Origin of the sequence: Streptomyces sp. 351MFTsu5.1 (genome assembly GCF_000383655.1) — a bacterium.
Classification (GTDB): Bacteria; Actinomycetota; Actinomycetes; order Streptomycetales; family Streptomycetaceae; genus Streptomyces; species Streptomyces griseorubiginosus.
The window spans coordinates 137658-163449 of record NZ_KB911787.1 but is presented as its reverse complement, the minus strand read 5'-3'; the positions used below and the strand labels follow the sequence as shown (position 1 = coordinate 163449).

Annotated in this window: 26 protein-coding genes; 7 read left to right on the top strand and 19 right to left on the bottom strand. The window is 72.2% G+C overall.

What is annotated here, in order from left to right; translation table 11 throughout:
- Positions 1–45 precede the first annotated feature (45 nt).
- On the top strand, positions 46–948 hold the full coding sequence (locus tag H295_RS0127490) for an amidohydrolase family protein (RefSeq protein WP_020138575.1): 903 nt from the start codon (positions 46–48) through the stop codon (positions 946–948).
- Positions 949–982: 34 nt separating this feature from the next.
- Here H295_RS0127490 and H295_RS0127485 read toward each other — a convergent pair whose 3' ends face one another.
- The 3 genes from H295_RS0127485 to H295_RS0127475 all read right to left on the bottom strand — a co-directional run bounded on the left by H295_RS0127485 (position 983) and on the right by H295_RS0127475 (position 3949).
- Positions 983–2305: an aldehyde dehydrogenase family protein gene (locus H295_RS0127485; RefSeq protein ID WP_020138574.1), complete on the bottom strand. Its 1323-nt coding sequence runs from the start codon at positions 2303–2305 to the stop codon at positions 983–985.
- A 100-nt stretch (positions 2306–2405) separates the two neighbouring features.
- The gene (locus tag H295_RS0127480) at positions 2406–3593 is read right to left on the bottom strand and encodes an RNA polymerase sigma factor (RefSeq protein WP_020138573.1); all 1188 of its coding nucleotides are present in this window, start codon (positions 3591–3593) and stop codon (positions 2406–2408) included.
- Positions 3593–3949 carry a YciI family protein gene (locus tag H295_RS0127475; protein ID WP_020138572.1) on the bottom strand — a complete coding sequence of 119 codons (357 nt, stop codon included), beginning with the start codon at positions 3947–3949 and terminating at the stop codon, positions 3593–3595. The genes H295_RS0127480 and H295_RS0127475 overlap by 1 nt, the downstream gene beginning before the upstream one ends.
- A 94-nt stretch (positions 3950–4043) precedes the next feature.
- Between H295_RS0127475 and H295_RS0127470 the strand changes: the two genes are divergently transcribed.
- On the top strand, positions 4044–5090 hold the full coding sequence (locus H295_RS0127470) for an acyl-CoA dehydrogenase family protein (RefSeq protein WP_020138571.1): 1047 nt from the start codon (positions 4044–4046) through the stop codon (positions 5088–5090).
- 171 nt (positions 5091–5261) lie between these two features.
- Here H295_RS0127470 and H295_RS0127465 read toward each other — a convergent pair whose 3' ends face one another.
- The 7 genes from H295_RS0127465 to H295_RS48755 form a co-directional block, all read right to left on the bottom strand.
- The gene (locus H295_RS0127465) at positions 5262–6092 is read right to left on the bottom strand and encodes an alpha/beta fold hydrolase (RefSeq protein ID WP_020138570.1); all 831 of its coding nucleotides are present in this window, start codon (positions 6090–6092) and stop codon (positions 5262–5264) included.
- Between the two features lie 90 nt (positions 6093–6182).
- A complete protein-coding gene (locus H295_RS0127460) occupies positions 6183–7328 on the bottom strand; it encodes an LLM class flavin-dependent oxidoreductase (RefSeq protein ID WP_020138569.1) in 1146 nt (381 codons plus the stop codon).
- A 30-nt stretch (positions 7329–7358) separates the two neighbouring features.
- Entirely contained in the window at positions 7359–8543 is a 1185-nt protein-coding gene (locus H295_RS0127455) for an SfnB family sulfur acquisition oxidoreductase (RefSeq protein ID WP_020138568.1), read from the bottom strand.
- Positions 8544–8548: 5 nt separating this feature from the next.
- Positions 8549–9103, bottom strand: a complete 555-nt coding sequence (ssuE, locus tag H295_RS0127450; RefSeq protein WP_020138567.1) for an NADPH-dependent FMN reductase — start codon at positions 9101–9103, stop codon at positions 8549–8551.
- A gap of 69 nt (positions 9104–9172) precedes the next feature.
- Positions 9173–10390, bottom strand: coding sequence for an acyl-CoA dehydrogenase family protein (locus H295_RS0127445; protein WP_020138566.1), 1218 nt, complete (start codon positions 10388–10390; stop codon positions 9173–9175).
- 13 nt (positions 10391–10403) lie between these two features.
- Entirely contained in the window at positions 10404–11513 is a 1110-nt protein-coding gene (gene sfnG / locus H295_RS0127440) for a dimethylsulfone monooxygenase SfnG (protein ID WP_020138565.1), read from the bottom strand.
- Between the two features lie 120 nt (positions 11514–11633).
- Entirely contained in the window at positions 11634–11711 is a 78-nt protein-coding gene (locus tag H295_RS48755; protein WP_350786652.1) for a putative leader peptide, read from the bottom strand.
- Between the two features lie 144 nt (positions 11712–11855).
- Between H295_RS48755 and H295_RS0127435 the strand changes: the two genes are divergently transcribed.
- Positions 11856–12776 carry a LysR family transcriptional regulator gene (locus H295_RS0127435; RefSeq protein ID WP_020138564.1) on the top strand — a complete coding sequence of 307 codons (921 nt, stop codon included), beginning with the start codon at positions 11856–11858 and terminating at the stop codon, positions 12774–12776.
- Between the two features lie 9 nt (positions 12777–12785).
- On the opposite strand, the gene H295_RS0127430 is transcribed toward H295_RS0127435, so the two are convergent.
- The 3 genes from H295_RS0127430 to H295_RS0127420 all read right to left on the bottom strand — a co-directional run bounded on the left by H295_RS0127430 (position 12786) and on the right by H295_RS0127420 (position 15750).
- Positions 12786–12974, bottom strand: a complete 189-nt coding sequence (locus tag H295_RS0127430) for a hypothetical protein (protein ID WP_020138563.1) — start codon at positions 12972–12974, stop codon at positions 12786–12788.
- Positions 12975–13028: 54 nt separating this feature from the next.
- Positions 13029–15095, bottom strand: coding sequence for an MMPL family transporter (locus tag H295_RS0127425; protein WP_020138562.1), 2067 nt, complete (start codon positions 15093–15095; stop codon positions 13029–13031).
- A 151-nt stretch (positions 15096–15246) separates the two neighbouring features.
- Positions 15247–15750, bottom strand: coding sequence for a MarR family winged helix-turn-helix transcriptional regulator (locus tag H295_RS0127420; RefSeq protein ID WP_020138561.1), 504 nt, complete (start codon positions 15748–15750; stop codon positions 15247–15249).
- A gap of 107 nt (positions 15751–15857) precedes the next feature.
- Here H295_RS0127420 and H295_RS0127415 point away from each other — a divergent pair, with 107 nt between their 5' ends.
- Together H295_RS0127415 and H295_RS0127410 are read left to right on the top strand one after the other, a co-directional pair.
- Complete coding sequence (locus H295_RS0127415; protein ID WP_020138560.1) at positions 15858–17384, top strand: SDR family oxidoreductase; 1527 nt, start codon at positions 15858–15860, stop codon at positions 17382–17384.
- Positions 17385–17562: 178 nt separating this feature from the next.
- Complete coding sequence (locus H295_RS0127410; RefSeq protein ID WP_020138559.1) at positions 17563–18936, top strand: cryptochrome/photolyase family protein; 1374 nt, start codon at positions 17563–17565, stop codon at positions 18934–18936.
- Here H295_RS0127410 and H295_RS0127405 read toward each other — a convergent pair.
- Complete coding sequence (locus H295_RS0127405) at positions 18911–20029, bottom strand: MerR family transcriptional regulator (protein ID WP_020138558.1); 1119 nt, start codon at positions 20027–20029, stop codon at positions 18911–18913. The genes H295_RS0127410 and H295_RS0127405 overlap by 26 nt on opposite strands.
- A gap of 161 nt (positions 20030–20190) precedes the next feature.
- Between H295_RS0127405 and H295_RS0127400 the strand changes: the two genes are divergently transcribed.
- The gene (locus H295_RS0127400) at positions 20191–20856 is read left to right on the top strand and encodes a sigma-70 family RNA polymerase sigma factor (protein WP_020138557.1); all 666 of its coding nucleotides are present in this window, start codon (positions 20191–20193) and stop codon (positions 20854–20856) included.
- A gap of 42 nt (positions 20857–20898) precedes the next feature.
- On the opposite strand, the gene H295_RS0127395 is transcribed toward H295_RS0127400, so the two are convergent.
- From H295_RS0127395 to H295_RS0127385, 3 genes are all read right to left on the bottom strand, one after another.
- Positions 20899–21168: a hypothetical protein gene (locus H295_RS0127395; RefSeq protein ID WP_020138556.1), complete on the bottom strand. Its 270-nt coding sequence runs from the start codon at positions 21166–21168 to the stop codon at positions 20899–20901.
- Between the two features lie 19 nt (positions 21169–21187).
- Entirely contained in the window at positions 21188–21730 is a 543-nt protein-coding gene (locus tag H295_RS0127390) for an MOSC domain-containing protein (RefSeq protein ID WP_028809803.1), read from the bottom strand.
- 145 nt (positions 21731–21875) lie between these two features.
- Entirely contained in the window at positions 21876–23324 is a 1449-nt protein-coding gene (locus H295_RS0127385) for a hypothetical protein (protein WP_020138554.1), read from the bottom strand.
- Between the two features lie 278 nt (positions 23325–23602).
- On the opposite strand from H295_RS0127385, the gene H295_RS0127380 reads away from it, so the two are divergent.
- A complete protein-coding gene (locus H295_RS0127380) occupies positions 23603–24484 on the top strand; it encodes a GNAT family N-acetyltransferase (protein ID WP_020138553.1) in 882 nt (293 codons plus the stop codon).
- An 83-nt stretch (positions 24485–24567) separates the two neighbouring features.
- On the opposite strand, the gene H295_RS0127375 is transcribed toward H295_RS0127380, so the two are convergent.
- On the bottom strand, positions 24568–25350 hold the full coding sequence (locus tag H295_RS0127375) for a GNAT family N-acetyltransferase (RefSeq protein WP_020138552.1): 783 nt from the start codon (positions 25348–25350) through the stop codon (positions 24568–24570).
- Positions 25351–25391: 41 nt separating this feature from the next.
- The gene (locus H295_RS0127370) at positions 25392–25769 is read right to left on the bottom strand and encodes a MerR family transcriptional regulator (protein WP_020138551.1); all 378 of its coding nucleotides are present in this window, start codon (positions 25767–25769) and stop codon (positions 25392–25394) included.
- Positions 25770–25792 lie beyond the last annotated feature (23 nt).

The following is a 25792-nucleotide window of genomic DNA, read 5'->3' as shown; positions in this document are numbered from 1 at the left end:
GGAAGGTCTCGCCTCGTCGGCCGCTCAGGGCGGAGGGTGGGCGGCATGAACGATCACCGCGTGGCGCCCGTCAGCGAGGAGGCCGGTGAGGTCCGGCGTTTCTGGGAGCGCCTGGGCCTGCCGGGGCTGGTCGACGTCCACACCCACTTCATGCCCGAGCGTGTCCTGCACAAGGTCTGGGACTACTTCGACTCCGTCGGACCGCTCACCGGCGGCATGGAGTGGCCGATCACCTACCGCACGCAGGAGGCGGAGCGCACGGCCGTCCTGCGGGGGTTCGGCGTCCGGGCCTTCACCGCGATGCTGTATCCCCACAAGCCCGGCATGGCCAAGTGGTTGAACGGGTGGGCCGCCGAGTTCGCCGCCCGCACCCCGGACTGTCTGCACACCTGCACGCTCTACCCCGAGCCGGACGTCGAGGCCTACGTCCGGGAGGCCGTGGAGGCGGGCGCGCGGGTGTTCAAGGCCCATGTACAGGTGGGCGCCTACGACCCGGCCGACGAACTCCTCCAGCGGGCATGGGGCGTGCTGGCCGAGGCCGGCGTCCCGGTGGTGATCCACTGCGGCTCCGGGCCGGCGCCCGGCAAGCACACCGGCCCCGAGAACATCGCCCGGGTGCTGGCGAGACACCCGAGGCTGCGCCTGATCGTCGCGCACATGGGGATGCCGGAGTACACGGAGTTCCTGGACCTCGCCGAGCAGTACGAGGAGGTGCGGCTGGACACGACGATGGCGTTCACCGACTTCACCGAGGCGTTCATGCCGTTCCCCGCCGCGGAGCTGCCCCGGCTCACCGCGCTCGGCGACCGGATTCTGCTGGGCTCCGACTTCCCCAACATCCCCTACGCCTACCTGCACCAGCTGCGGTCGCTGGAGCGGCTCGGGCTGGGCGACGCGTGGCTGCGAGCGGTGTGCCACGACAACGCGGCGGCCTTGTTCGGCCTGTGACACCACCCGCACCACCCCCGCCCGGCCGTCGCGGTCAGACGAGCGGCTTCTCCAGGATCGCCTTGCGGTGGCTGAAGGTCTCGATGGAGTACCGGCCGTGGTAGTTGCCCATGCCGCTCTCGCCGACCCCGCCGAACGGCAGGTCGGAGACGGTGAGATGGGCGAGGGGCAGACCGTAGCCGAGGCCGCCGGAGGAGGTCTCGTCGGCGATGCGGCTGCGGGTGGTGTCGGAGTCGGTGAAGACGTACAGCGCGAGCGGCTTGTCCCGGTCGTTGATGAAGTCGATGGCGGCGTCGAGGCCGTCGACGGTGACGATCGGCAGGATCGGGCCGAAGATCTCCTCCCGCATGACCGGAGCCTCGGGGTCGACGTCGGCGAGGACGGTGGGCGCGATGTACTTGGCCCTACGGTCGCTCTCGCCGCCGACGACCGTGCGGCCGGAGTCCAGCAGGCCGGTGAGGCGGTCGAAGTGCCGTTCGTTGATGATGCGGCCGTACTCGCCGGAGGCGGCCGGGTCGGCGCCGTAGAGCGTCTCGACGGCCTTCACGAACAGGGGCTCCAGGGCCGCCGCGGTCTCGGGGTCGGTCAGGACGTAGTCGGGGGCGACGCAGGTCTGTCCGGCGTTGAGGAACTTGCCGCGGACCAGCCGGTCGGCGACCACGGCGAGGTCGGCGTCGCGGTCGACGAACGCCGGGGACTTGCCGCCCAGTTCGAGGGTGACCGGGGTGAGGTGCTCGGCGGCGGCGCGCAGGACGATCCGGCCGACCGTGCCGTTGCCGGTGTAGAAGATGTGGTCGAAGCGCTGGGCGAGCAGGGCCGTGGTCTCGGGGACCCCGCCCTCGACGACGGCCACCGCGTCGGTGTCCAGGTAGGCGGGGACCAGCCGGGCGATGGCCGCGGAGGTGGCCGGGGCCAGCTCGCTCGGCTTGGCGACCACGGCGTTGCCCGCGGCGAGGGCGCCGACCACGGGGGCGAGCAGCAGCTGGGCCGGGTAGTTCCAGGGGGCGATGACGAGGACCACGCCGAGCGGGTCGTACTGCGTCCACGCGGTGGCGTCGGCGCCCAGGTGCGCCGGGACCGGCGCGGACTCGGGGCGCAGCCAGTCGGTGAGGTGGTCCAGCGTGTGGTCGATCTCGCGGATCGTGAAGTCGATCTCGGTGCGGAAGGCTTCGGTGGAGCTCTTGCCCAGGTCGGCGTGGAGGGCGGCGGCCAGTTCCGTGCCGTTCTCTGTGAGCAGCTCCCGCAGGCGGCGCAGCTGGGTCGTACGCCATTCGACGGGCTTGGTGCGGCCGCTGCGGAAGGTGGCGCGCAGTCGGGCGACGACGTCGGCGGGCTGCTCGGGGGCGGGGTGGTTCACGGGTGCCTCGCTGGGGTGCGCGGGCCTTGCGGCCGGGTCTCGACGGTCAGATGTATATTGCAACCTTTTCCGGGTCCGAGGAAATTCCGGACCGTCGGCACTACTTTCCGTCACGGCCCGTGAGCGACTGCCGTCGCGCCTCCAGGTACGTGCGCTCAGCCGGGTTCTCGGTGAGTTCGGCGGCCCTCGCATAAGCTTCCGCGGCCTCCGCCCCGCGGCCCAGGCGGCGCAGCAGATCGGCCCGGACGGCGTGCAGGACGTGGTAGCCGTCGAGGTCGAGGGCGTCGACGAGAGCGAGCGCCTCGGCGGGCCCGTCCGCCTCGGCCACGGCGACCGCGCGGTTGAGGGCCACCACCGGACCGGGAGCCACGGCCATGAGCTGGTCGTACAGCCGGCGGACCTGGTCCCAGTCGGTCGGCGGGTCGCTGTGCACGGCCTGGATGGCGGCCTGGATCTGGTACGGCCCGGGCCGGTTCCGGCGCAGACACTGCCGTACGAGCGACTGCCCCTCGGCGATCAGCTCCCGGTCCCAGCGGGCGGGGTCCTGCTCGGACAGGGGGACGAGGGCGCCGGTGTCGTCGGTGCGGGCCGCTCGGCGGGACTCGATGAGCAGCATCAGCGCCAGCAGGCCGGTGGCCTCGGGTTCGTCCGGCATCAGCTCGGTCAGCAGCCGGCCCAGGCGTACGGCCTCCACGCACAGCTCGGGCGTGCCGCCGTAGCCCTCGTTGAAGATCAGGTAGACGACGGCGAGGACCCCGCCCAGCCGGTCGGGCAGGTCGGCGTCGCGGGGCACGCGGTACGGGATGCGGGCGTCGCGGATCTTGGCCTTGGCGCGGACCAGCCGCTGGGCCATGGTCGGTTCGGGGACCAGGAAGGCGCGGGCGATCTGCGAGGTGGTGAGGCCGCCGAGCAGCCGCAGGGTGAGGGCGACCCGGGCCTGGGGCGCGAGCGCGGGGTGGCAGCAGGTGAAGAGGAGGCGGAGCCGTTCGTCGCGCACGGGGCCCTCCTCGGGCGGCAGGTCGGGGGTGTGCAGCAGGGCGGCCTCGGCGTGCCGGGCCTCGCGGGTGGACTCGCGGCGCAGCCGGTCGACGGCGCGGTTGCGGGCGGTGGTGATGATCCAGCCGGCCGGGCTGGGCGGCACACCGGTCTCCGGCCAGCGCAGGACCGCCGTGGCGAAGGCGTCCTGGACGGCCTCCTCGGCGAGGTCGATGTCACCGAGGGAGCGGACCAGGACGGCGACCGCGCGGCCGTACTCCGCGCGGAAGACCGCCTCGATGTCGAGGGTCATCAGTCCTCGGACTGGTGCTGGAAGGGGCGCACCTCGATGGGCAGGGTGGTCGCCAGGGCCGCCTTGCGCCCCCACTCCAGGGCCGCGTCGAGGTCCGGCGCCTTCACGATGCACAGGCCACCGAGCTGTTCCTTGCCCTCGGCGTACGGCCCGTCGGTGATCAGCACGTCGCCGTCGCGGGGGCGCAGCACGGTCGAGGCGTCGGGTCCGTGCAGGCCTCCGGCGAAGACCCAGGCGCCGGCCGCGTGCAGCTCCCGGTGGAATGCGTCGAGCCGCTTGCCGATCTCGGCCATCACCTCGGGCGCGGGCAGGTCGTCCCAGCCGGGCTGCATGACGTTGAGCAGGTAGTACCCCATGATGTTCGCCTCCTGTGAGCTTGTCTCACCTCCTACACGAACGTCACACCCCCGGATCGACACCGCGCGCGAGGAGATCGGGAGAATCTTCTCCATGACCTCCGCACCGCACCCGCTCCTCGCCACCGCCCGCACGCTCGCCGACGGTCTGCTCGCCCCGCAGGCGGCACGGGTCGACCAGGAGGGGGTGCCCGTGAGCCACCTCGAGGCGATCAGGGGGTCGGGGCTGCTCGGGGTGAGCGCGCCGGTCGGGTACGGCGGTGCGGGCGCCCCCGATGTGGTGGCGCGGGAGGTCCAGGAGATCCTCGCCGGGGCCTGCTGCTCGACCTGGTTCGTGCAGACCCAGCACCACACGCCGGTCAAGATGCTCGCGCAGACCCACCTGCCGGTGCGGGAGCGGCTGCTGCGGCCGCTGGCGACCGGGGAACTGCTGGCCGGTATCGCGTTCGCGCACGTCCGCGCCTTTCCGCGGGTGCCGGTGCGGGCGACGCCGGAGCGGGGCGGCTGGCGGTTCGACGGGACGGTGCCCTGGTACACCGGCTGGGGCCTCAACGACGTGATGCTGCTCGCGGGGGTGACCGAGGCCGACGAGGTGGTGTTCGCCTTCACCGAGGCCCGCGAGCAGACGGGTCTGCGGGCCTCGGAGCCGATGCGGCTCGCGGCGCTAACCGCGTCCCGCACGGTCTCCCTGGCCCTGGACGGTCTGTGGCTGCCCGACGAGTCGGTGGTGCTGCGCACACCGCAGAACGAGTTCGCGCTGGTCGACCAGCCCCGCAACACCAACGCCTCCCCCGCTGTCTTCGGGGTCGCGTACGCGGCGCTCCGGGTCCTGGAGGACGCGGGCGAGCCGGAGACCGCGGAAGCGCTGCGCGGTCGCCTCGACGAGGTGCGCGCGCAGGCGTACGCACTGGCCGGTCATCCCGTCCCGCACGAGCGCATCGCCGAACGGCTGGCGCTCAAGACACGGTCGTACGACCTCCTGCGCACGGCCACGACCGCGGCGGTCGTGGCCGGGGGCGGCCGGGCCACAGCTCTCGACGGCACGGCCCAACGGCTGTTCCGCGAGGGGATGTTCCTGCTGGTGCAGGGGCAGACGGCCGAGGTGCGGCGGGCGCATCTGGAGGCGCTGGCGAAGAGCTAGCGCCCCATCAGCCGACGTTCGCCGTGTCGACCACCTCGCGCGGGCAGCCGCTCCGTACAGGCGGTTCAGCGCTCACCAGGAGAGGTCGTCCCAGACGATCCCCTCCTGCCTCACCCGCCCCGCCGCCCAGCGGTCGGCATGTATGCCCTGACCGTACGGGCGGGGCAAACATCACTCGACGCGGCACTGGTCGAGGAGGGCCGCCAAGAGTGCGGCGGGGGCGTCCTCCTGGACCAAATGGCCTGCGCCGGGGATCGGTTCGAGGTGTGCTCCCGGGATGCGGGACACAAGGTCCCGGCCCCTTTCCGCGGGGATCCAGGTGTCGTCCTCGCCCCAGCACACCAGGGTCGGAACCGTGATCTCGCCGTAGCGGTCCTGCACTTCGTCGGTGTGGCGCTGGTCGGCCTGGGCGATCTGGCGGTAGAACGCGGCCTGGCCCACCTCGCCGAGCCAGGGCTCGACGAGCCGGTCGAGGACCTTGGCATGCAGGCCCGGGCTGCTGGCGGAGCTGACGTACTCACGGACCAGGGCCCGGTGCAGGGCGGCGGGAAGCCGGTCGAAGACCTCGGAGTGCTCGCCGACGAGCCGGAAGAACGGTGACCCCCAAGGGGCCAGCGCGACCGGGTCGACCAGGGTGAGCGTGCGGTAGCGGGCACCGTGCAGGAGATGGGCCCGCAGCGACACCGCGCCGCCGAAGTCATGGGCCACGACACGGGGTTCGGCCAGGCCCCAGTGCGTGAGCACTTCGGTGAACACCCGGCCCTGGGCGGCGAGGGAGACGTCCTGGCCGTCGGACATCTCCGAGGTGCCGTAGCCGGGCATGTCCCAGACGAAGACGTGGTGGCGGCGGGACAGGGCGCGGGCGATGTCACGCCAGACGTAGGAAGAGAAGGGCGTGCCGTGCAGGAGGACGACCGGGTCGTGGCCTGGGTCCCCGAGGGTGTCCCAGCGGACCTCACCGGAGCTGCTCCGGAAGGCCCTGGTCAACTGCCAGTCGCTCACGTGCTGTTCCTCTCGTCGGTGCCGCCTGCGAGCGTACGGGGTGGCCTCGTCCCATCGCGAGCGACATCCTTGCCGGACGGTACGGCCCCCTCAGCTCGCGAAGGGCACCTGCGCCGCGGGGGCGGCCGTCCTGCCGGACGGGTGCTGCCACAGGCCCTGTGCGGCCAGGCGCGGCAGGACGCCCTCGCCGAACCAGTACGCCTCCTCCAGGTGCGGGTAGCCGGAGAGCACGAACTCGTCGATGCCGAGGGCGTGGTACTCCTTGATCCGCTCGGCCACCTCGTCATGGCTGCCGACCAGCGCGGTGCCCGCTCCGCCGCGCACCAGGCCGATGCCGGCCCACAGGTTGGGGTGGATCTCCAGACGGTCGCGGTCGCCGCCGCCGTGCAGGGCGAGCATCCGCTGCTGCCCCTCGGACTCGCTGCGGGCGAGACCGGCCTGCACCGACCTGACGGTCTCGGCGTCGAAGCCCGCGAGGAGCCGGTTCGCCTCGGCCCAGGCCTGCTCGGAGGTGTCGCGGGTGATGACATGCAGACGGATCCCGAAGCGCAGGGTGCGTCCCTGCTTCGCCGCGAGCCCCCGGATCCAGGCGATCTTCTCGGCGACCTGCGCGGGCGGTTCGCCCCAGGTGAGGTAGACGTCGACGTACTTCGCGGCGACCTCCCCAGCGATCGGCGAGGACCCGCCGAAGTAGACCTCGGGCACCGGGTCGGGCACCCGGGCCAGCCTGGCGTCCTCGACCTGGAGGTGCTCGCCGTGCAGGTCGACGGTCTTGCCCTCCCACAACCCCCGTACCACTTCCAGGAATTCTCCGGTACGGCGGTAGCGCGCGTCCTTGTCGAGGAAGTCCCCGTAGGCGCGCTGCTCGTGGCTCTCCCCACCGGTGACCACGTTGAGCAGGAGCCGTCCGCCGGACTGGCGCTGGAAGGTGGACGCCATCTGGGCGGCGAGCGTCGGCGAGACGAAGCCGGGCCGGAACGCGACCAGGAACTTCAGCCGCTCGGTGTTCTGGCTGACCATCGCGGTGGTCAGCCAAGCGTCCTCGCACCAGGCGCCCGTGGGGGTGAGCGCGCCCACGAAGCCCAGGTCCTCGGCGGCGCGGCCGATCTGGCTCAGATAGGCGACCGTCGGCGGCCGGTCCTGTCCGGAGACCGTGGCCGGTGTGCCGTGACCGCCGCCCACGACATGGCGGCTGTCGCCGTTGGTGGGCAGGAACCAGTGGAAGGTGAGGGACATGCGGGAGTCTCCGATCTCCGGAAGGTGCCGTCAGAGAAGGCCGTGGCGGGGTGGCCGGGTGCCGTTGAGCACATGACGGCCGAGGTGCTGGATCTTCCAGCGGGTCGGGTCGTGCAGGGTGTGGGTGCGGGCGTCACGCCAATGGCGGTGCAGATTCAGGGAGTTCAGGGCCGAGCGGGTGCCGGCGACCTCGAAGAGGGCGCTCGCCACCTCCACCGCGGCCTGGGCGGCGGACACCTTGGCAGCGGCGACCGCGAGGGACGCCTCGGCCGCCGAGTCGTCGGACAGGTCGGTCTGCGCCCGGTCGACCGCGCGGGCGGCTTCCCGCAGCAGCGCCTCCGACGACCGCACCTGGAGGGCCAGTTCACCGAAGCGCTGGATCAGCAGGGGGTCCTCGGCGGCCGTCTCGACACCGCTCTCGAACCACGGGCGGCTCTTGGTGCGGACGAACTCGGCCGCCTCCGCCAGTGCTGCCCCGGCGATCCCGGCGTCGATGGCCGCGTGCAGCAACTGGGCCACGGCTCCGTGGAGTTGAGGCCCTTCGAAGGTGAGGTGGTGCGGCAGGACCCGGTCGGCCGGAACCTCGACGCCGTCGAGGCGTACGGTGCCGCTGGCCGTCGTGCGCTGGCCGAGGCCGTCCCAGTCGTCGATCACCGTGAGGCCGGGGGCGTCGTGGGGCACGTAGGCGACATGGAGCTTGTCGTCACCGGCTCGGGCCAGCACCGGGATCCAGTGGGCGAACAGGGCGCCGGTGCAGTAGTGCTTGACGCCTTCGAGACGGTAGGAGCCGTCGGGCCGCGGGTGCAGGCGGGTGCGGATGTCCTGGACGTGCCGGGTGCCCGCCTCGGACTGGGCGTTGCCGAACCGGCGTCCGGCGAGCAGTTCGGCGAAGAAGAACTTCCCCTGCTCGTCGGTGCCCTGACGGCGAATCACGTTGACGTAGGCGAAGTGGCTCTGCGGGATCTGGGCCAGGCTCGCGTCGGCGGAGGCGAGCAGCCGGAAGATCTCGGCCAGGGTCAGCGCGGCGATGTCCGCTCCGCCGTGCTCGGCGGGGACGGTGACGGCGAGCAGCCCCGAGGCGGAGAGACGGTCCAGCTCCGCGCGCGGCAGCCTGCGTTCGGCGTCCCGGGCGGCGGCGCCGGGGCGGAACTCCGCGGCGAGCGACGCGGCGACCGCGAGGGCCTCCGCGTCGTCGGCGATCACATGGGCGGACATGCTCGTCAGCTCGCCGCCGCCAGGACCGGCCGGTGGCCCAGCGCGGTCGAGAACTGGTCGACGACCTGGGCGAGGGACTCGGTCGTCAGGGGCGCCACGGTCAGCGAACCGTCGTCCTGCACGGTGATGTCCTTGTCGAGGGTGAACCAGCCCTGCACGATGTGGGCCGCGCCCATGGAGCTGAGAACGGGGCGCAGGGCGTAGTCGATGGCGAGGACGTGGGCGGTGGAACCGCCGGTGGCCAGGGGCAGCACGGTCTTGCCGGCCAGGGCGTACTGCGGGAGCAGGTCGAGCAGCGCCTTGAGGACTCCGGAGTACGACGCCTTGTAGACCGGGGTGCCGACGACGACCCCGTCGGCGCGGGCGAACAGCTCGGTGGCCTCGACGATCGCCGGGTGCTTGAAGTCGGCCCCGAGCAGGGCCTCGGCGGGGATGGTGCGCACGTCGAGCGGGATCACCTCGTGGCCCTGGGCGGCGAGGCGCCGGTCGAGGTGGCGCAGCAGCCGGTTGGTTCGGGAGGAGGCGGAGGGGCTGCCGGAGACGGACAGGACGGTGGCCATGAGGTCCTCTTTCGGGGAGGAGAGGCGGGGGCGCCCCCGGTTCAGGAGGGGGCGCCCCCGGGGAAGCGGTCAGGAGTACCAGGTGGGTTCGGGCAGTTCGCCTTCGAGGACCCAGCGGCCGACCTCGCGCCGCTTGTAGGCGACGGGGTCGTGGAGGGTGTGCGTGCGGACGTTGCGCCAGAACCGGTCCAGCCCTTCCGAGGTGGCCGTGGAGCGGGCGCCCGTCACCTCGAAGATGCGGCCGGCGATCTCCAGGGCCACGTCGGTGGCGCGGGCCTTGACGGCGGCCACCCGGACCTCGAAGTCGCCGCGGGTCTTCTCGGTGACCGCGTCGGGGTCGTCGTGCAGTTTCTGCCCCTCGGCGGCGACGGCGTCGGCGAGGGCCTCGGCCGCCCAGAGCTTGGCGGTGAGGTCGCCGTAGGTGTCGATGACGTACGGCTCGTCGACCGCGCGCTCGAAACCGCCGTGCAGCCAGGAGCGGGACTTCTCGCGGGTGTAGGTGGCGGCCGTCTCCAGCGCGCCGCCCGCGATGCCGAGGTAGAAGTTGACGAAGACGAGCTGGATGGTGGGGACGTTGAGGGTGTTGTAGACGCGCGGCTGGAACACCTTGTCCACGTATCCGGCCGCCGACGACCACGGGGTGCGCACGCCGTCGAGGGTGACGCCGCCGCTCTCGGTGAGCCGCTGGCCGATGTTGTCCCAGTCGTCGTGGAAGGTCAGCCCCTCGGAGTCGGAGGGCACGATGGCGAAGACGTGCTGGTCGGTGCCTTCCAGGACGCCTTCGAGGACGGTGACGTCGGAGACCTTGCTGCCGGTGGAGAAGGTCTTGCGGCCGGTGTAGACGAGGTCGTCGCCGTCCTCGGTCACGACGACGTCCTGGTCGCGCGGGTTGACCGCGCCGCCGAAGAACCAGCGGTTCCGGGAGGCCTCGGCCTCCACGTGCTCCCACTGCTCGCGGGTGCCGACCAGGCGGGCGGCCCAGAACCACAGGTAGTGATAGCCGAGGAGCTGGCCGATGGAGCCGTCGGCCTTGGCGACCTCGCGGACCACCCGGTACGCGGTGGGCCAGTCCTGGCCCGCGCCGCCGTGCTCGGCGGGGCCGAGGAGGGTGACGAGTCCGGCGTCCTTGAGGAGCTGGACCTCGGCGTACGGGGTGTTCCCGGCGTGGTCGCGGGCGGCGGCATCGGTGGCGAGGACGGCGGCGACCTCGGAGGCGCGGGCGATCCAGCCGGCCGCGGTCTCCGGGGCGGGGCGGGTCGTCCAGTCGGTGTGCGTGGCAGTGCTCATGTCGGTGACCTCCTCAGACCTGGGCGGGAACGGACTCGGGCTGCTGGGCTTCCAGTTCACGCACGAGGGGCAGCACCCGCCTGCCGAAGTACTCGACCTCCTCGTGGTAGTGCAGGAAGCCGAGCAGGAGCAGGTCGACGCCGAGCTTCTTGTAGGCGACGATCCGCTCGGCGATCTGCTCGGGGGTGCCGATGAGGCCGGTGCGGAAGCCGTCGTTGTACTGGACGAGGTCCTCGAAGGAGGAGTCCTGCCACATGCCCTTCTTGTCGCCGGTGGACTGTCCGGCCTGCTTGACCGCCGCGCCGAAGCCCTCGACGGCCTCGTGGTCGGCCTTGGCGACGATCTCCCTGAGCGTGTCGCGGGCCTCGGCCTCGGTGTCGCGGGCGATGAGGAAGCCGTTGAGGCCGAACTTCGGTGCGGTGCGCCCGACTTCGGCGGCGGCCTTGCGGACGTCGGTGATCTGCTCGGTGACCCCGTCGAAGTCCTTGCCGTTGGAGAAGTACCAGTCGGAGACCCGGCCGGCCATCTGCCGGGCGGCGGTGGAGTTGCCCCCCTGGAAGATCTCGGGGTGCGAGCGCTCCTCGGTGTTGAGGGGCTTCGGCTTGAGGGAGAAGTCGCGCAACCGGTAGAAGTCACCGGCGAGTTCGGCGTGGTCCTCGGTCCAGATCTTCTTGAGTGCGGTGATGAACTCCTCGGAGCGCCGGTAGCGTTCGTCGTGCTCCAGCCAGGGCTCGCCGAGGGCGGTGAACTCGCCCTTGAACCAGCCGGACACGACGTTGACCGCGAAGCGGCCCTGGGAGAGGTGGTCGGCGGTGGCGCCTAGCTTGGCGAGGACGCCGGGGTGCCACAGGCCGGGGTGGACGGCGGCGATGACCTTCAGGCGTTCGGTGGCGAGCAGCAGCGCGAGGCTGAAGCTGGTCGACTCGTGCTGGTACTCGGCGCCGTAGCTGGCCATGTAGCGGACCTGGCTGAGGGCGTACTCGAAGCCGTTGTTCTCGGCGAGGACGGCGAGTTCGCGGTTGTAGTCGTAGCCCCAGTCGGTGCGCTGCTCGATCTTGCTGGTGACGAGTCCCCCGCTGACGTTGGGAACCCAGTAGGCGAATTTCACGGGCGCGGCAGGCATGCGTGACTCCTGTTGCGGAATGTTTCCGGGCACGCCGAATTCAAGGCAGGGGCCTGGATGAGGGCACGGCTGAATTCGGGTGGGAAAAAGAGGAAAGCGCGGCGGATCGAAGAGGGTTGATCAGGCCGCGGCGCAACAGGAGGCGCTGGAGACGCGCGCGAGGTCGACATGGCGTCGCCGCGTGAGGTCCAGTCGCATCTTCATGTCGTCGATCGTGACAGCCGCCCGCGAGAGGCGTCAAGGAAAACCCGACCGGTCTCGTATCGCGGACCATTGAATTTCACGAACGTGTGACAGGGAAACCCTTGAACCGGCCGGGAAACGGACCGCATTCTGCGGGGCATGCGGACGGAACAACTGGAATACATCGCCGCGGTGACCCGGCTCGGCTCATTGCGCCGGGCCGCGGAGGAACTGCGTCTTTCGCAGCCCGCGTTGAGCGAGACCGTGCGGAATCTCGAGCGGGAGCTCGGGGTCGACCTGCTGGAGCGCAAGCGGTCCGGGGCGACGATGAGCGCGGAGGGCCGGGAGCTGCTGCCGCACATCGTCGGCGTGCTGGAGGCCGTGGACCGGTTGCGGGCGGCGGCGGGCGAGCAGCACCGCATCAGCCGGATGGTCCGCGTGGGGACGGTGAACGCGGCGACCGTGCCGCTGCTCATTCCGGCCGTCGAGGACTTCCGGGCCGCGCACCCGGTCACCCAGGTCGAGGTGGTCGGTGCGCAGCAGACCGAGATCCACCGGGCGCTGTCGGAGGGCGGGTTCGACCTCGGGCTGGTCAACCACCTCGACGGCGACGACACACCGGCCGGTTTCGAGTCGACGCAACTGCTGCGCGGGCGGCCGGTGGTGTGTCTGCGCCCGGACAGCCCGCTGGCCGCCCGCAAGGGTGTGACCGTGGACGATCTCCTGACCCAGCCGTTGATCGCGATGCGTACCGGGTATGTCATGCACCGCTTCGTGCACCGGCTCCTCGACGGCCGTGACGCGTCCTTCGCGTACTCCACCGACGGCGCCGAGATGGGCAAGCTCATGGTGGCGGAGGGGCTGGGGGTGACCGTGCTGCCGGACTTCAGCGTGGCCGGGGACCCCCTGGAGCGGCAGGGGACGATCACCCACCGGCCGATCGAGGGGGACGCCACCCGGGTGCTGCTGATGCTCCAGCGCCGCAGGGCCGAGCCCGTGCCGCGGGCGGCGCACGACCTGCACGAGGTTTTCGTGCGCCGGGCCCGACAGCTGGGCGGCACGCTCACCCCGCCTCGGTGAACCGCCTGCTCAGTCCTCGTCCCGTCCCGGGACCACCACGAGGAACGCGTCGGACTGGATGTCCATCACCACGGTCGCGGGCTCACCCTGCGCCCGCCTCTGTGCCGCGTACTCCTCTGCCGGCCACGATCCGCGCGGAGATCCCGCTGGAAACCGCTCCAACACCTTCGCGCTCATAGCGGCAGACACCTCCAACATCGCTGACGAACCGTCTTGTACCAGTCCGGTTGCCCCGGATCCGGGCGGACATGTTCACGTCTTGTCGGTCCCGCCGACGGACGTCGGCCACCACACGCGGGCCCCGATGTCGCGCACGAGCGCGGGCACGAGCAGGGAACGGACCACCAACGTGTCCAGCAGGACACCGAAGGCGACGATGAAGGCGATCTGGGCGAGGAACGCCAGCGGGATCACCCCGAGGGCGGCGAAGGTCGCAGCCAGCACCACGCCGGCCGAGGTGATGACCCCGCCCGTGGTGACCAGCCCGCGTGTCATGCCCTGCCGTGGTCCGTGCCGCAGGGACTCCTCGCGGACCCGGGACATCAGGAAGATGTTGTAGTCGACGCCGAGGGCGACGAGGAACACGAACCCGTACAGCGGCACCGAGGGATCGGTGCCGGTGAAGCCGAACACATGGCGGAAGACCAGGGCCGAAACGCCCAGCGTGGTCAGGAAGTTCAGAGCCACGGTGGCCACCAGCAGCACGGGCAGCAGCAGCGAGCGCAGCAGCACGACCAGGATGAACAGGATGATCACGAGGACCACCGGGACGATGAGGGTGCGGTCGTGCTGGGCGGTGCGCAGCGTGTCGTACTGCTGGGCGGTGTAGCCGCCGACGAGGGCGTCCGCGTCCGGCACCTCGTGCAGGGCGGTGCGCAGCCGGGCGACGGTCTCCTTGGCGGTGTCGCTGTCGGGGGCGGCGCTGAGGGTGACGTCGACCCGAACCCGGCCGTCGACGACCAGCGGGTCGGCGCCGGGGCGGCCGGAGGTGCTCACCGCGGCGGCGGAGGCGACGCCCTCGGTGTCCCTGGCGGCCCGGACGACCTCGGTGAGCCGGCCGGCGTCCGCGACGATCACGGCCGGGTTGCCCGAGCCGGCCGGGAAGTGCCGGCTCAGGGCCTTCTGGGCGGTGACCGAGGGGGCGTCGTCGACGAAGGTCTCGTCGAGGGGGACGCCCCTGGAGGTGAGGGTGGGCGCGAAGGCGGCGCCGGCCAGCAGGACGACGAGGGTGAGCGCCCAGACCTTCCGGGGCGCCCGGTCGACGAGGGAGGCGATCCGGTGCCAGACGCCCTCGCGCCTCTCGTCCACGGGGCGGGGGCGGGCGGGCCAGTAGGCGGCGCGGCCGAGCAGGGCGAGAGCGGCGGGAAGGAACGTCAGCGAGGTCAGCACGGCGCAGACGATGCCGATGGCGCCGACCGGGCCGAGGGCGCGGTTGTTGGTGAGGTCGCTCAGCAGCAGGGCGAGCAGGCCGAGCGCCACGGTCGCCGCGCTGGCGACGATCGCCGCCCAGGACCGCCGCAGCGCCGCCCTCGCGGCGGTGAACCGGTCGGCGCCGCGGGCGAGTTCCTCGCGGCAGCGGGCGGTGAGGAGCAGGGCGTAGTCGGTGGCGGCGCCGATCACGAGGATGGAAAGGATGCCCTGCACCTGTCCGTCGACGCGCACGACGTCGTGGTCGGCGAGGGCGTACACCACCGCGCAGGCCGTGCCCAGGGCGAAGACCGCGCCGAGGATGATGATCAGCGGCAGCAGCACGCTGCGGTAGACGAGCAGCAGGATGAGCAGGACGACGGCCAGTGCGACGGCGAGGAGCAGTCCGTCGATGCCGGCGAAGGCGTCGGACAGGTCGGCCTGGGTGGCGGCCGGTCCGGCGAGTTGCACGGTCGCGCCGGGGACACGCTCGGCGGCGGACCGGATCCGGTCGAGGGTGCCGGGGAGGGCGTCCCCGAGGTCGGGGTGCAGCGGCACCACGCCTTCGAGCGCCTCGCGGTCCTCGGAGGGGATCGCGGGCGACACCTGGCCGGCGACTCCGGGGACGCCCTTGAAGGAGCCGAGCACCAGGTCTGCGTCCGCCTTCCGGTCGGCGACCGCGGTGCCGGTCCAGACGACGATCACCGGCAGGGTCTCCTGCTGCCTGAAGGCCTTCTGCTCCGCGATGACGGCGGTGGACTCGGCGCTGCGCGGCAGGAACGCCGCCTGGTCGTTGGTGGCGACCTCACCGAGACGGCCGGCGAAGGGCCCGAGGGCACCGCCGGCGACGAGCCAGAGCGCCAGCAGGAGAAGGGGGACGAGCACACGGGTGCGTCGGGCGGCGGGGGACATCGGTCTCCAGGGTCGAGGGCGTGCGTGTGTCCTAATGAGAAACTCAATGAGAAACTATCTCAATCATTGAGTTACATCGGTTCCGTGATCGTAGACGACGCCCCTGGTTCCGCGGTCGGCCGGTCGGCGGATGCGGTCGTCGGCGGTGGATTCAGCGGCCGCCCGGCCGTGCCTCGGCGAGTTCCTCATTCAGCGCCTCCAGGAAGCGCACCACCACGGACAGCTCCTGCTCGCCGAACCGGGAGCGGGCGGCCTCGGTCGCCTCGGCGAGGGGGCGGAAGTACGACCGTGCGGCCGCCCTGGCGTCCGGTTCGTACCGCAGATGGACGACCCTGCGGTCCGCGCTCTCCCGCACCCGGCGGACGTGCCCCGCCCGCTCCAGCCGGTCCACGCACGCGGTGACCGCGCCCGAGGTCAGCCCGAGGTGCCGGCGCAGGCCACTGGGTGTCATCGGCTCCTCCGCGTCCATGATCGCGGCGAGTGCCTGGATGTCGGTGGCGTGCAGACCGTGGTCACCTGCGAAACCCTGGACGAGCCGGTTGATCTCGCCGTTCGTCCGGCGCAGCAGTACGGCGAAGGCGTACAGGTCGGTCAGCGCCCCGCCCGCGCCGGACTCCGGTCGCGCGCCCTGGTCCCGCTGGTTCGGTGTGGCCACGTGATCAGCGTATAGAAGCGCCGGCCGGTCCCGGGCCCGGGCCGCATCCGAACCGGCCCGAGCGGTGGAAGTGATCACGAGGGGACGGAAGGAAGGACAGGGACGCGATGGACCACGACGACACGCGCGCGCGACCGCGCTGTCTGGTGACCGGCGCGACCGGCTACATCGGCGGTCGCCTGGTTCCCGAACTGCTCGACGCGGGCTACCGGGTGCGGTGTCTGGCCCGCTCCCCCGGCCGGCTGCGCGACCATCCCTGGATCGACCGTGCCGAGGTGATGGGCGGCGACGTGACCGATCCGGCGTCCGTGGCGCGTGCCCTCGACGGCGTGGACGTGGCCTACTACCTGGTGCACGGGATGGGGTCAGGCAAGGACTTCGAGGAGACGGACCGCAGGGCCGCGCGGATCTTCGCGGAGCAGGCCCGGACCGCGGGCGTACGGCGGATCGTCTATTTGAGCGGGCTCACGCCCGCCGGGGTGCCCGAGAGCGAGCTCTCCCCGCATCTGCGCTCCCGTGCCGAGGTGGCCCACATCCTGCTCGATTCCGGGGTCCCTACCACGATCCTCCGGGCCGCCGTCGTCATCGGATCCGGCTCGGCCTCCTTCGAGATGCTGCGGTACCTCACCGAGCGGCTGCCCGTGATGGTCACCCCGAGCTGGGTGCACACCCGCATCCAGCCGGTGGCGGTCCGCGACGTGCTCCGCGCCCTGGTCGGCAGCGCGAGCATGCCCTCCGACGTCAGCCGGGCCTTCGACCTCGGCGGCCCCGACATCCTGACGTACCGGCAGATGATGAACCGGTACGCGGCGATCGCCGGCCTGCCGCGCCGGATCATCGTTCCCGTGCCGATCCTCACCCCCCGGCTCTCCAGCCACTGGGTGGGCCTGGTCACGCCGGTGCCCGCCTCCCTCGCCCGGCCGCTCACGGAGTCGCTGCGGCACGAGGTGGTCTGCCACGAGAACGACATCGCCCGTTATCTCGCCGGTCCGCCCGCCGCCCCGATCGGCTTCGACGACGCCGTACGGCTGGCCCTCCAGCGGGTGCGGGAGGCGCGGGTGACGACCCGGTGGTCGTCGGCGTCCGTGCCCGGCGCCCCGAGCGATCCGCTGCCCACCGACCCGGACTGGGCCGGCGGCAGCCTCTACAGCGACCACCGGGAGCTGGAGGTCGACGCCTCCCCCGAGGCGCTGTGGCGGGTCGTGGAGGGCATCGGCGGCGAGAACGGCTGGTACTCCTTCCCCCTCGCGTGGGCGGTGCGGGGCCGGCTCGACCGGCTGGTCGGCGGGGTCGGGCTGCGCCGGGGGCGCCGGGACGCGGCCCGGCTGCGGGTCGGGGACTCGCTGGACTTCTGGCGGGTCGAGGAGATCGAGCCGGGCCGGCTGCTGCGGCTGCGCGCCGAGATGCGGCTGCCGGGTCTGGCCTGGCTGGAGATGGCGGTGGACAGCGACGAGAACGGCCGCACCCGGTACCGCCAGCGCGCCCTGTTCCATCCGCACGGCCTCCTCGGACACGCGTACTGGTGGAGCGTCTCGCCCTTCCACGCGGTGGTGTTCGGCGGCATGGCCCGCAACATCGCCCGGACGGCGGCGAGTTCGGCGACCCACGAACCGGAGCACGCCTCCACCCACTGACCCTCGGACCTCTCCCCCGCCTCCAGCCCCCTGACCGTCGGACCTCTCCCCGCCCCCATCCCTCCGTCCCTTGCGCCTCCTGTTTCCGTCCCCGGCCTCGCGCCCGCTCCGCCTCCCGGAGCACGCCCCCTCACCCGCCACGAGCCGCCCGGCCCCCTCTCCACCCGGAGCACGCCCCATGAGCATCTCGGTCGTCCTGTTCACCTGTGACCTGCGGCTGCACGACCACCCGCCGCTCCGAGCGGCCCTCGACGGCACCGAGGAGGTCGTGCCGCTGTTCGTGCGGGACCGGGGCGTGGACGCCTCCGGGTTCGCCGTACCGAACCGGCTGGCGTTCCTCGCCGACTGTCTGCACGATCTGGACGCCGGTCTGCGCGAGCGGGGCGGCCGGCTGGTGGTGCGCTCCGGTGACCTGGTCGAGGAGGTGTGCAAGGTCGCCGCCGAGGCGGACGCCGACGAGGTGCACATGGCCGCCGACGCCAGTGCGCACGCCCACCGGCGGGAACGGCGGCTGCGGCGGGCCCTGGAGGGCGAGGGCGTACGGCTGCACGTGCACGACACGGTGTCCACGGCCGTCGCACCCGGCGCGGTGGCCCCGGCGGGCTCGGACCACTTCGCCGTGTTCACGCCCTACTTCCGGCGCTGGTCGGAGCAGCGGCTGCGGGAGCCGCACGGGGCGCCGAGGGCGGTGCGGGTCCCGGAGGGGGTGGGATCCGAGTCACTGCCCTCACGCGCCGGCCTGTCCGGGCTCTCGGAGGGCCTCGCCGTGGGCGGCGAGAGCGCGGGCCGCAAGAGCCTAGCCGGCTGGCTGCGCTCCGGAGTGGCCGCGTACGAGGACCGGCACGACGACCTGGCCGGCGACGCGACCTCCCGGCTCTCCCCGCACCTCCACTTCGGCACCCTGTCCCCCGTCGAGCTCGTCCACCGGGCGCGCCGGGCGGGCGGTCCGGGCGCGGAGGCCTTCGTACGGCAGCTCGCCTGGCGCGACTTCCACCGTCAGGTACTGGCGGCGCGCCCCGCCGCCGCGGACGCCGACTACCGCACCCAGCACGACCGTTGGCGCTCCGAGGAGGAGGCCGGGGCCGACGTCGAGGCGTGGAAGGAGGGCCGGACCGGCTACCCGGTCGTCGACGCGGCGATGCGCCAGCTGCGCCACGAGGGGTGGATGCACAACCGCGGCCGTCTCCTGACCGCGAGCTTCCTCGCCAAGACGCTGTACGTGGACTGGCGGGTCGGCGCCCGGCATTTCCTGGACCTGCTGGTGGACGGGGACGTGGCCAACAACCAGCTCAACTGGCAGTGGATGGCGGGCACCGGCACCGACACCCGGCCCAACCGGGTCCTCAACCCGGTCATCCAGGCCAAGCGGTACGACCCGGACGGCGCCTACGTCCGCCGCTGGGTGCCCGAACTGGCCGCCCTGGAAGGGCCCTCGGTGCACGAGCCGTGGAAGCTGCGGGGGCTGGACCGGGCCGCGTTCGACTACCCGGACCCGATCGTCGAGCTGTACGAGGGGCTCGCCCGGTTCAAGCGCGCCCGGGGCCGCGACTGAGGCCGTTCTCCCGGCGCTGCGACCCGGCGGACTTCGGCGACCCGGCCCCGTACAGTCCGGCGAGGGGGTCCAGGGCGTCCTGGAAGGACGTGGGCCGCAGCATGCCCTGACCGGAACGGCCGGCCCAGCCCGGCCCGCCCAGGACGACCAGGGGCCTTCTGCGCGCGCCCTTCACCCCCCACCCGGTGCCGGCCAGATGCCGGGCCAGCGGGAAACTCGCGGTGGAGCGGACCTGCGACCACAGGACGACGGCCGCAGGACCGAGTCGCTCCACGGCCCCGATCAGCGCCTCCGCGGGTACGGCGGCGCCGAACATCCTCGCGGGCAGGCGCAGTTCGGTCAGCGCGGCGTTGAGCGCCTCCAGCGCGAGCGTGTGCTGCTCGCCGGGGACACAGGCCAGCACCACCGGCCCTGGACCGGGTGTGTCCGCGTGCCGGGCCGGCGCGCGGGTGCCGCGGCGCAGCGCGGTGGACATGTGCCAGGACAGCAGGTGCTCGACCTCGACGTAACGGTCCCCGGACGAGGCCCACTTGCGGCCCACTGCGTGCAGCGTCGGCACCATCACCTCCTGCCAGGCCACCGCGAGGCCATGGGTCTCCACCGCCGCCGCCAACTGCTCCTGCACGGCGGGCGCGTCGAGGCGTACGGCCGCCCGGGCCAGGCCCCGGCACTCCTGCCGCACATCCCCCAGGGGGAGCGTGCCGGCCGCCCGGGACCGGGTCATCGGTTCCGGCGCCGGTGCCAGGTCCGGGTCGTCCGCCGGTTCCGCGGGTCTCGCCGAGAGCGGGGTGCCCGCCGGTTCCGGGAGCGCCGACCGCTTGGCCGCGCGCGCCGCCTCGGCCGGCGGTACGCCCGTCGAGGTGAGCCGGCACATCGTCTCCAGTACGGCGATGTCCGGCGCGGTCCACCGGCGGTGCCGGCCGTCGGCGCGGACGGCGGGGCCGATGCCGTAGCGCCGGTCCCAGGAGCGCAGCGTGGTCGGCGAGACGCCCAGCCGACGGGCCAGGGCGCCGGTAGTGAGACTCGTCGCGGTGTCGCGGGGGGTCGGCTCCGGCCGGGCCGACGGTTCTCCGACCTCCGGAATGTCACCCATGGCCCGACTATACGACGCAGAACCGATGCAAGTTGCGGGCCTCGCCCCGGGGCTCAGAGGATGCCCGCGACGTCACACGCTCCGGCCGAGCGGGGTCCGGCATGCCCGCGCCTCGTGGGCCGCCCGTCCGCCGGAGCCGTACACCGCGAGGAGCCGCCGCCATGGACGCCCAGTCGAGCACTCTCCCGGTGGTGCCGCCCGGCACGGCGGCCGGGGAGCCTCGGTGGGCCGTGGCCGAGCCGCCGACCACCTGGGCGCTCCCCGAAGTGCCGCCCGACGAGGAGGAGTTGGCGCGCGGACTGGCGGCGGGCGACGAGACGTGCCTGACGGTCGCCTACCACCGCTGGTCACCCCTTGTGCACACCCTGGCCCGGCGCTCCCTGGGTGACCCGAACGAGGCCGAGGACGTGACCCAGCAGGTCTTCCTCGGCGTGTGGCGCGGACGGCAGGGGTACCGGCCCGAACGGGGGACGCTCGCCGGCTGGATCGTCGGTATCACCCGGCGCAAGGTCGCCGACGCCCTCCGGGCCCGCGGACGCCGCTTCGACCTCGCCGTTTCGGCGGACGCCCGGGCCGTCCTTCCCCGGCACACCGAGGACCGGACGGAGGCGACCGTGGACGGGCTGGTCGTGCGCGCCGAGCTCGCCAAACTCCCCTCGGCCCAGCAGCGGGTGCTGCGCCTGACGTTCTACGAGGACCTGAGCCAGATCCAGATCGCCGAGCGCACGGGGTGGCCACTGGGCACGGTGAAGAGTCACGCGCGGCGCGGAATGCACCGGCTGCGACGGGGCCTCGAATTCGCTTTCGATGCGGAAACGGTGCGCTGATCGCCGCCGTCGACGGGAGCACCCGCCCTCGCCAGGCCCGGGTCAGTCCAGGAAGGCGCCCAGTTCACGCCGGTGCCGGGCCACCCACTCCTCCGCGGCCCGCACCTCGTCCACGGCCCCGCCGTCCCGCAGCCGGACCATGGCGGGCTCACCCCGCAGCATCCCGCCTAATCCCTGCCGGCACCGGCCCTGCCACCACTGCACGGTGTCCAGCAGCCCGCCCCGCTCCTCCAGTCCGTAGGCGGCGAGTTCGTACTTCGGCCCGACCCCGGCCTGCCGCCGGCGCGCGACGCCGCAGGCGGGATGGGTCATGGCCTGTCCTGGAGGCTGGTCAGACCCGGTCCAGGGGGCGGTGCGGACCGCTGGGAAGTTCGCTTTCTACCGTGTCGCCAGGGCGCACCACGCCGCCTTCCCTCACGATGCTCATGATTCCGGCCTTGCGCACGATGTTCCCCGCCTGATCGCGGCCGACGACCTGCTTCAGCAGCCCGTCCTGGAAGTTGTCGATCTGCAGGCAGGGATTGCGGAGCCCCGTGACTTCCAGGACCGCGGAGTCGCCGATGCGCAGCAGTGTCCCGACCGGCAGACCGAGCAGATCGATGCCACGCGTGGTGATGTTCTCGCCGAGGTCGCCGGGCGCCACCTTGAACCCTTCTTCGCCGACCTCGGCGAAGAGCTCTTCATGAATCAGGTGGACCTGGCGCAGATTCGGCTGGGTGGGATCCTGCGCGACGCGCGAGCGGTGCTTGACCGTCACACCGGCGTGCACGTCCCCCTCCACACCGAGCCCGGCAAGCAACCTGACGCTGTCCCGGTTCGGCTTTGTGAACGAGTACTCCCCATTGCTGCTGACCGCCGTCACTCTCCCGCTCATACCTCGGAACCCCCTCGTCGGTAACCGTGATCAGCCACGAGCCTAGCCCTGACCCTCCAAGGCACCACAGCATCCACGATGCGCCCGTCGGCACCCTGCCAGGGGTGACCGACGGGCGGACCGTGACCGACAAGAGTCGCGGCGGTCAGCTGACGTTGAGTGCCGTGTCGTCGAGGACGAAGGACGTCTGGAGGGTGGAGCCCTCGGTGCCGGTGAACTTGAGGGTGACGGTCTGGCCCGCGTAGCTCGCCAGGCTGAAGCTGCGCTGGGTGTAGCCGGAGGCGGCGTTGAGGTTGGAGTAGGTCGCCAGGGTGCCGAGGACCGTGCCGGAGCTGTTGAGCACCTGAACCTTGAGCGTGTCGTAGGCCGTGCTGGTGCTGGTCTCCGCGGTGTCCACGTGCAGGTAGAAGCTGAGCGCGGCGGTGGTGCAGCCGGACGGGATGGTCACCGTCTGAGACAGGGTGTCGGTGGTGGCCGTGCCGTAGCCGTCGAGCCAGGCGTAGTAGGAGCCCGTACGGGCGGACTGGCTGCTGGAGTTGGTGATGACACCGCTGGTGCCGCTCCAGGTGGTGCTGCCGGACTCGAAGCCGTTGTTTCCGAGCAGTTGCGCGGCGGTGCAGGTGCCGGAGCCGCCGCCGGTGCCGCCCCCGCTGCTGCTGCCGCTCGCGCCGGAGAGCCACTCGGTGGCGTTGAGGGCGAGGGCCGCGTTGGTGGCGCCGGAGTCGTTCCAGCCGTCGTAGAGCGTGTTGCCGGACTGGCCGGTGCCGTCGTCGACGGGTGAGCTGTCGCCCCAGAAGGCGACCCGACCGCTGCCGAAGGTGCTGGTCGCGAAGAAGGCGCCGGTGTTCCCGGAGTAACCGGTGCGGTAGACCAGGCCCTTGACGGCGGAGTTGTCGGCGGGCTTGAGAGTGACGGTGGTGCCGTTGGCGATCAGGCTCTTGGTGACGGTGCCGAAGGAACCGTGCAGGACCGGGTCGGTGCTGTCGCTGATGGCCGAGGGGTAGTCGGAGCCGATGTTCAGCGAGTCGATGGAGAAGCCGAACGGGTCGGTGGAGTCGACGCTGTTGTTGGTCATCAGGTCGTTGAGGATCTCGACCGCGTCCTCGCCGTCGTTGTTGCGGTCCGAGCCGGTGTGGTCGGAGATCATGAAGAGGCCGCCGCCGTTCTTCACGAACGTCATGATCGCCGTCTTCTCGGCAGTGGTGAAGAGCGTGTTGGGCTCGGGCAGGACCAGGGTGTCGAACTTCGAGAGGTCGGTGGCCGAGGTGCCGCCGTAGGTGAGGGCGCTCGTCGCGGTCTTGAGGCTGTAGTTCCCGGTCTTCTGGAGGGCGACGCCCCACGACGAGAGCGCACCCGTCCAGTCCGTCTCCGACGACGGCGAGGAGTCCTGGGCGAGCGGGTCGGGCTTGCTGGTGGAGATGATCCAGTCCGCGTTGCCCGCCTCCTCGGCGTGACCGTCGTCGAAGAGGATCCGGTGCGGGGTGGCGGCGACGGCGGGGGTGGCGGTGGCCTGTACGGCGACGCCTGCGGTGACCAGGGCGAGTCCGGCGAAGAGCGCGCCGGCTCTGTGACGGGATCCGGTGAGTCCGAGCATGACGCATACCTCCGTGGGGAGTTGGGGAGGGTGGGGCGAGGGGAGTAACTACGCGCATAGATACCCGGGCAATTTGAACGGTACATGTCATCCAGAAGTCCGGAAAGGTTCGTTCCGGTCTCCTCGACGAGGATTGACCGGCTGTTGACCGCCGGTTGGGACGGACCTGTACTGCGGTGGCCGCCGCACGGCCCCGTCAAATCCCGTTGCGGGCCTCAGGCCCCGGCGGCTAGCTTCGACCGCTCGCCGCCCTCCCCCTTCCCGTGACGGAGCCCCGCTTGTCCTTCCACCTCACCCCGCTCGCCGATCCCGAACCCGGCGCCTCCAGCCGCCGCTTGGCCTGGCTGGCCTCGGACGAGGACGGCGTGCCCCTCGGGTCCGCCTTCCTGCGGCTGTTCACCAGGGAGGGACAGGAGCACCTGGCCGAGCTGAACCTGGCGGTGCACGGGGCCGAGCGGCGGCGCGGGGTCGGCACCCGGCTTCTGGAGGCCGCCGTGGGCGCGGCGAAGGCGGAGCGACGGCGTTCGGTCATCGCGCAGGCCGTGCAGGGCTCCCCCGCCGATCTGTTCCTGGCCGCGCGCGGTTTCCGGCAGGTCCTGGCGCTCACCTATGCGCGGCTCGCCCTGGCCGACCTGGACCACGACGCCCTGGACGCTCTCGTGCAACTCCCCCATCCCGGTTACCGGTTGACCGCGTGGGAGGGCACGGTGCCGCAGCAGCTGGCGCGTTCCTTCGCCGACGCCCGGCGCGCGATGGACGACATGCCCATGGAGGGCACGGACTTCGGGACGGTCGTCTGGGACGTGGACCGGGTCGTCGCGGCCGCGGAGGCCGTCGCGCGTCGCGGGGAGCTGCTGCACACCGTGGCCGCCGTGGACGAGGCCGACGGCAGTGTGGTCGGCTTCTCCGAACTGGTCGTCGGCGGCGACGGGTTGGGCGACGGACAGCACTACGGCACCGCCGTGCTGCCCGAGCACCGGGGCCGCGGACTCGCCCGCTGGATGAAGGCCGCGTCCATCCGTCACGCCCGTGCACGGCACCCGCGGCTCGCCGGGTTGTGCACCGACACCGCCCAGAGCAACGCGCCGATGCTCGCCGTCAACGACGCCCTCGGGTACGTACCGACGCACCAGGCGCTGGAGTACCAGCTCGACCTGTGATCACCGGGTCCGCAGGGCGACGACGCGACGGACCGGGCGGGCCCGGGCACGGCGTCCGGGCGGTGCGGAAGGCCGGCTCCCGGTCAGCTCCGGGGCTCGTACACGTACGGCTGGGTCGTCGTCAGCGGCTCGAAGCCGAGGCGTTCCAGGATGGGGCGGCTCGTGGACAGCGCGTCGACCTGGAGGTAGCGGTATCCGCGGTCCACGGCGGCGCGGGCGCGGTGCGCCACCAGGGCCCGGTAGATGCCGCGGCCGCGCCAGCCCTCCACGGTGCCGCCACCCCACAGACCGGCGAAGCGGGTGCCGGGCACCAGCTCCATGCGGGCCGCGCTGACCGGCTCGTCACCGGCGAGCGCGACGACCGCCACCACCGTCTCGGGGTCGTCGCGGAGCCGGGCGAGCAACTGGTGCCGCAGCCGGGAGCTGTCGGTGCCGAACGCCTTCTCGTGGACGTCCGCCACGAGGTGGACGCCCGTCTCGTCGGTGACCGGGAGGAACCGGATCCCCTCGGGCGGCGCCACGTCCAGGGAGAGGTCGGCGACCTCGGCGATCATCAGCGTCTCCTCGGGCTCGGGGACGAACCCGGCCGATCTGAGCCGCCGCCCGAGGTCGACGGGCAGGTCGTGGCCGTACAGCTTCCACTCGAACCCGCGGCCGAGGCCGGTGTAGTACGCGATCTGGTCGGCGATCGCCCTGTCGGCGGTCGACTCGTCCAGGTCGGACCAGACGACGCCGTTCCAGCCCTGGTCGGCGGCGACCTGGCGGACCACCCGGCCGTCCCGGTCCACATGGGCGCCGGGGCCGTCCGGCTGTGCGCCTTCGCGCATGTCCCGGTCGAAGAGGGCGAGTACCGCTACATGATCCATGTGCTCACTCCATCATCCGGACGCCTGCGCGGCAATGGCGTTTACGGCCGCTCGGCCGCCGTGCGCACCGCCGCCAGATAGGCGCTGAGCCGGTCGCGGTTGCGGGCCAGGCAGTCGATCCGGGCCTGGATGCGGTCGACGTGCGACTGGAGGAGCGCGGCCGTCTCCGGAGTGAGGTGCTCGGGCGGCAGCAGGATCTCCTCCGGCCCCGACAGGTACGGCAGGATCGCGCGGATCATCTCCGTGGTCAGGCCCGAGTCGAGCAGGCCGCGGATCTGCTGGACGTCCCGGACCGTTGCCTCGCCGTAGTCCCGGTAGCCGTTGCCGGCGCGCTCGGGGGCGAGCAGGTGCTGCTCCTCGTAGTAGCGCAGCAGTCTGGTGGGGACTCCGGTGCGGCGGGACAGTTCACCGATCCTCATGACGCGCTCCCTTGCCTTCACAC

What these genes read in the sequence shown, in the direction of transcription:
- H295_RS0127490 (WP_020138575.1), top strand. Translation starts at nt 46, where the DNA reads ATGAACGATCACCGCGTGGCGCCCGTCAGCGAGGAGGCCGGTGAGGTC.
- H295_RS0127480 (WP_020138573.1), bottom strand. Translation starts at nt 3,593, where the DNA reads ATGACCCTCGACATCGAGGCGGTCTTCCGCGCGGAGTACGGCCGCGCG.
- H295_RS0127475 (WP_020138572.1), bottom strand. Translation starts at nt 3,949, where the DNA reads ATGGGGTACTACCTGCTCAACGTCATGCAGCCCGGCTGGGACGACCTG.
- H295_RS0127470 (WP_020138571.1), top strand. Translation starts at nt 4,044, where the DNA reads ATGACCTCCGCACCGCACCCGCTCCTCGCCACCGCCCGCACGCTCGCC.
- H295_RS0127460 (WP_020138569.1), bottom strand. Translation starts at nt 7,328, where the DNA reads ATGTCCCTCACCTTCCACTGGTTCCTGCCCACCAACGGCGACAGCCGC.
- H295_RS0127455 (WP_020138568.1), bottom strand. Translation starts at nt 8,543, where the DNA reads ATGTCCGCCCATGTGATCGCCGACGACGCGGAGGCCCTCGCGGTCGCC.
- ssuE (WP_020138567.1), bottom strand. Translation starts at nt 9,103, where the DNA reads ATGGCCACCGTCCTGTCCGTCTCCGGCAGCCCCTCCGCCTCCTCCCGA.
- H295_RS0127445 (WP_020138566.1), bottom strand. Translation starts at nt 10,390, where the DNA reads ATGAGCACTGCCACGCACACCGACTGGACGACCCGCCCCGCCCCGGAG.
- sfnG (WP_020138565.1), bottom strand. Translation starts at nt 11,513, where the DNA reads ATGCCTGCCGCGCCCGTGAAATTCGCCTACTGGGTTCCCAACGTCAGC.
- H295_RS48755 (WP_350786652.1), bottom strand. Translation starts at nt 11,711, where the DNA reads ATGCGACTGGACCTCACGCGGCGACGCCATGTCGACCTCGCGCGCGTC.
- H295_RS0127435 (WP_020138564.1), top strand. Translation starts at nt 11,856, where the DNA reads ATGCGGACGGAACAACTGGAATACATCGCCGCGGTGACCCGGCTCGGC.
- H295_RS0127430 (WP_020138563.1), bottom strand. Translation starts at nt 12,974, where the DNA reads ATGTTGGAGGTGTCTGCCGCTATGAGCGCGAAGGTGTTGGAGCGGTTT.
- H295_RS0127425 (WP_020138562.1), bottom strand. Translation starts at nt 15,095, where the DNA reads ATGTCCCCCGCCGCCCGACGCACCCGTGTGCTCGTCCCCCTTCTCCTG.
- H295_RS0127415 (WP_020138560.1), top strand. Translation starts at nt 15,858, where the DNA reads ATGGACCACGACGACACGCGCGCGCGACCGCGCTGTCTGGTGACCGGC.
- H295_RS0127410 (WP_020138559.1), top strand. Translation starts at nt 17,563, where the DNA reads ATGAGCATCTCGGTCGTCCTGTTCACCTGTGACCTGCGGCTGCACGAC.
- H295_RS0127405 (WP_020138558.1), bottom strand. Translation starts at nt 20,029, where the DNA reads ATGGGTGACATTCCGGAGGTCGGAGAACCGTCGGCCCGGCCGGAGCCG.
- H295_RS0127400 (WP_020138557.1), top strand. Translation starts at nt 20,191, where the DNA reads ATGGACGCCCAGTCGAGCACTCTCCCGGTGGTGCCGCCCGGCACGGCG.
- H295_RS0127395 (WP_020138556.1), bottom strand. Translation starts at nt 21,168, where the DNA reads ATGACCCATCCCGCCTGCGGCGTCGCGCGCCGGCGGCAGGCCGGGGTC.
- H295_RS0127390 (WP_028809803.1), bottom strand. Translation starts at nt 21,730, where the DNA reads ATGAGCGGGAGAGTGACGGCGGTCAGCAGCAATGGGGAGTACTCGTTC.
- H295_RS0127385 (WP_020138554.1), bottom strand. Translation starts at nt 23,324, where the DNA reads ATGCTCGGACTCACCGGATCCCGTCACAGAGCCGGCGCGCTCTTCGCC.
- H295_RS0127375 (WP_020138552.1), bottom strand. Translation starts at nt 25,350, where the DNA reads ATGGATCATGTAGCGGTACTCGCCCTCTTCGACCGGGACATGCGCGAA.
- H295_RS0127370 (WP_020138551.1), bottom strand. Translation starts at nt 25,769, where the DNA reads ATGAGGATCGGTGAACTGTCCCGCCGCACCGGAGTCCCCACCAGACTG.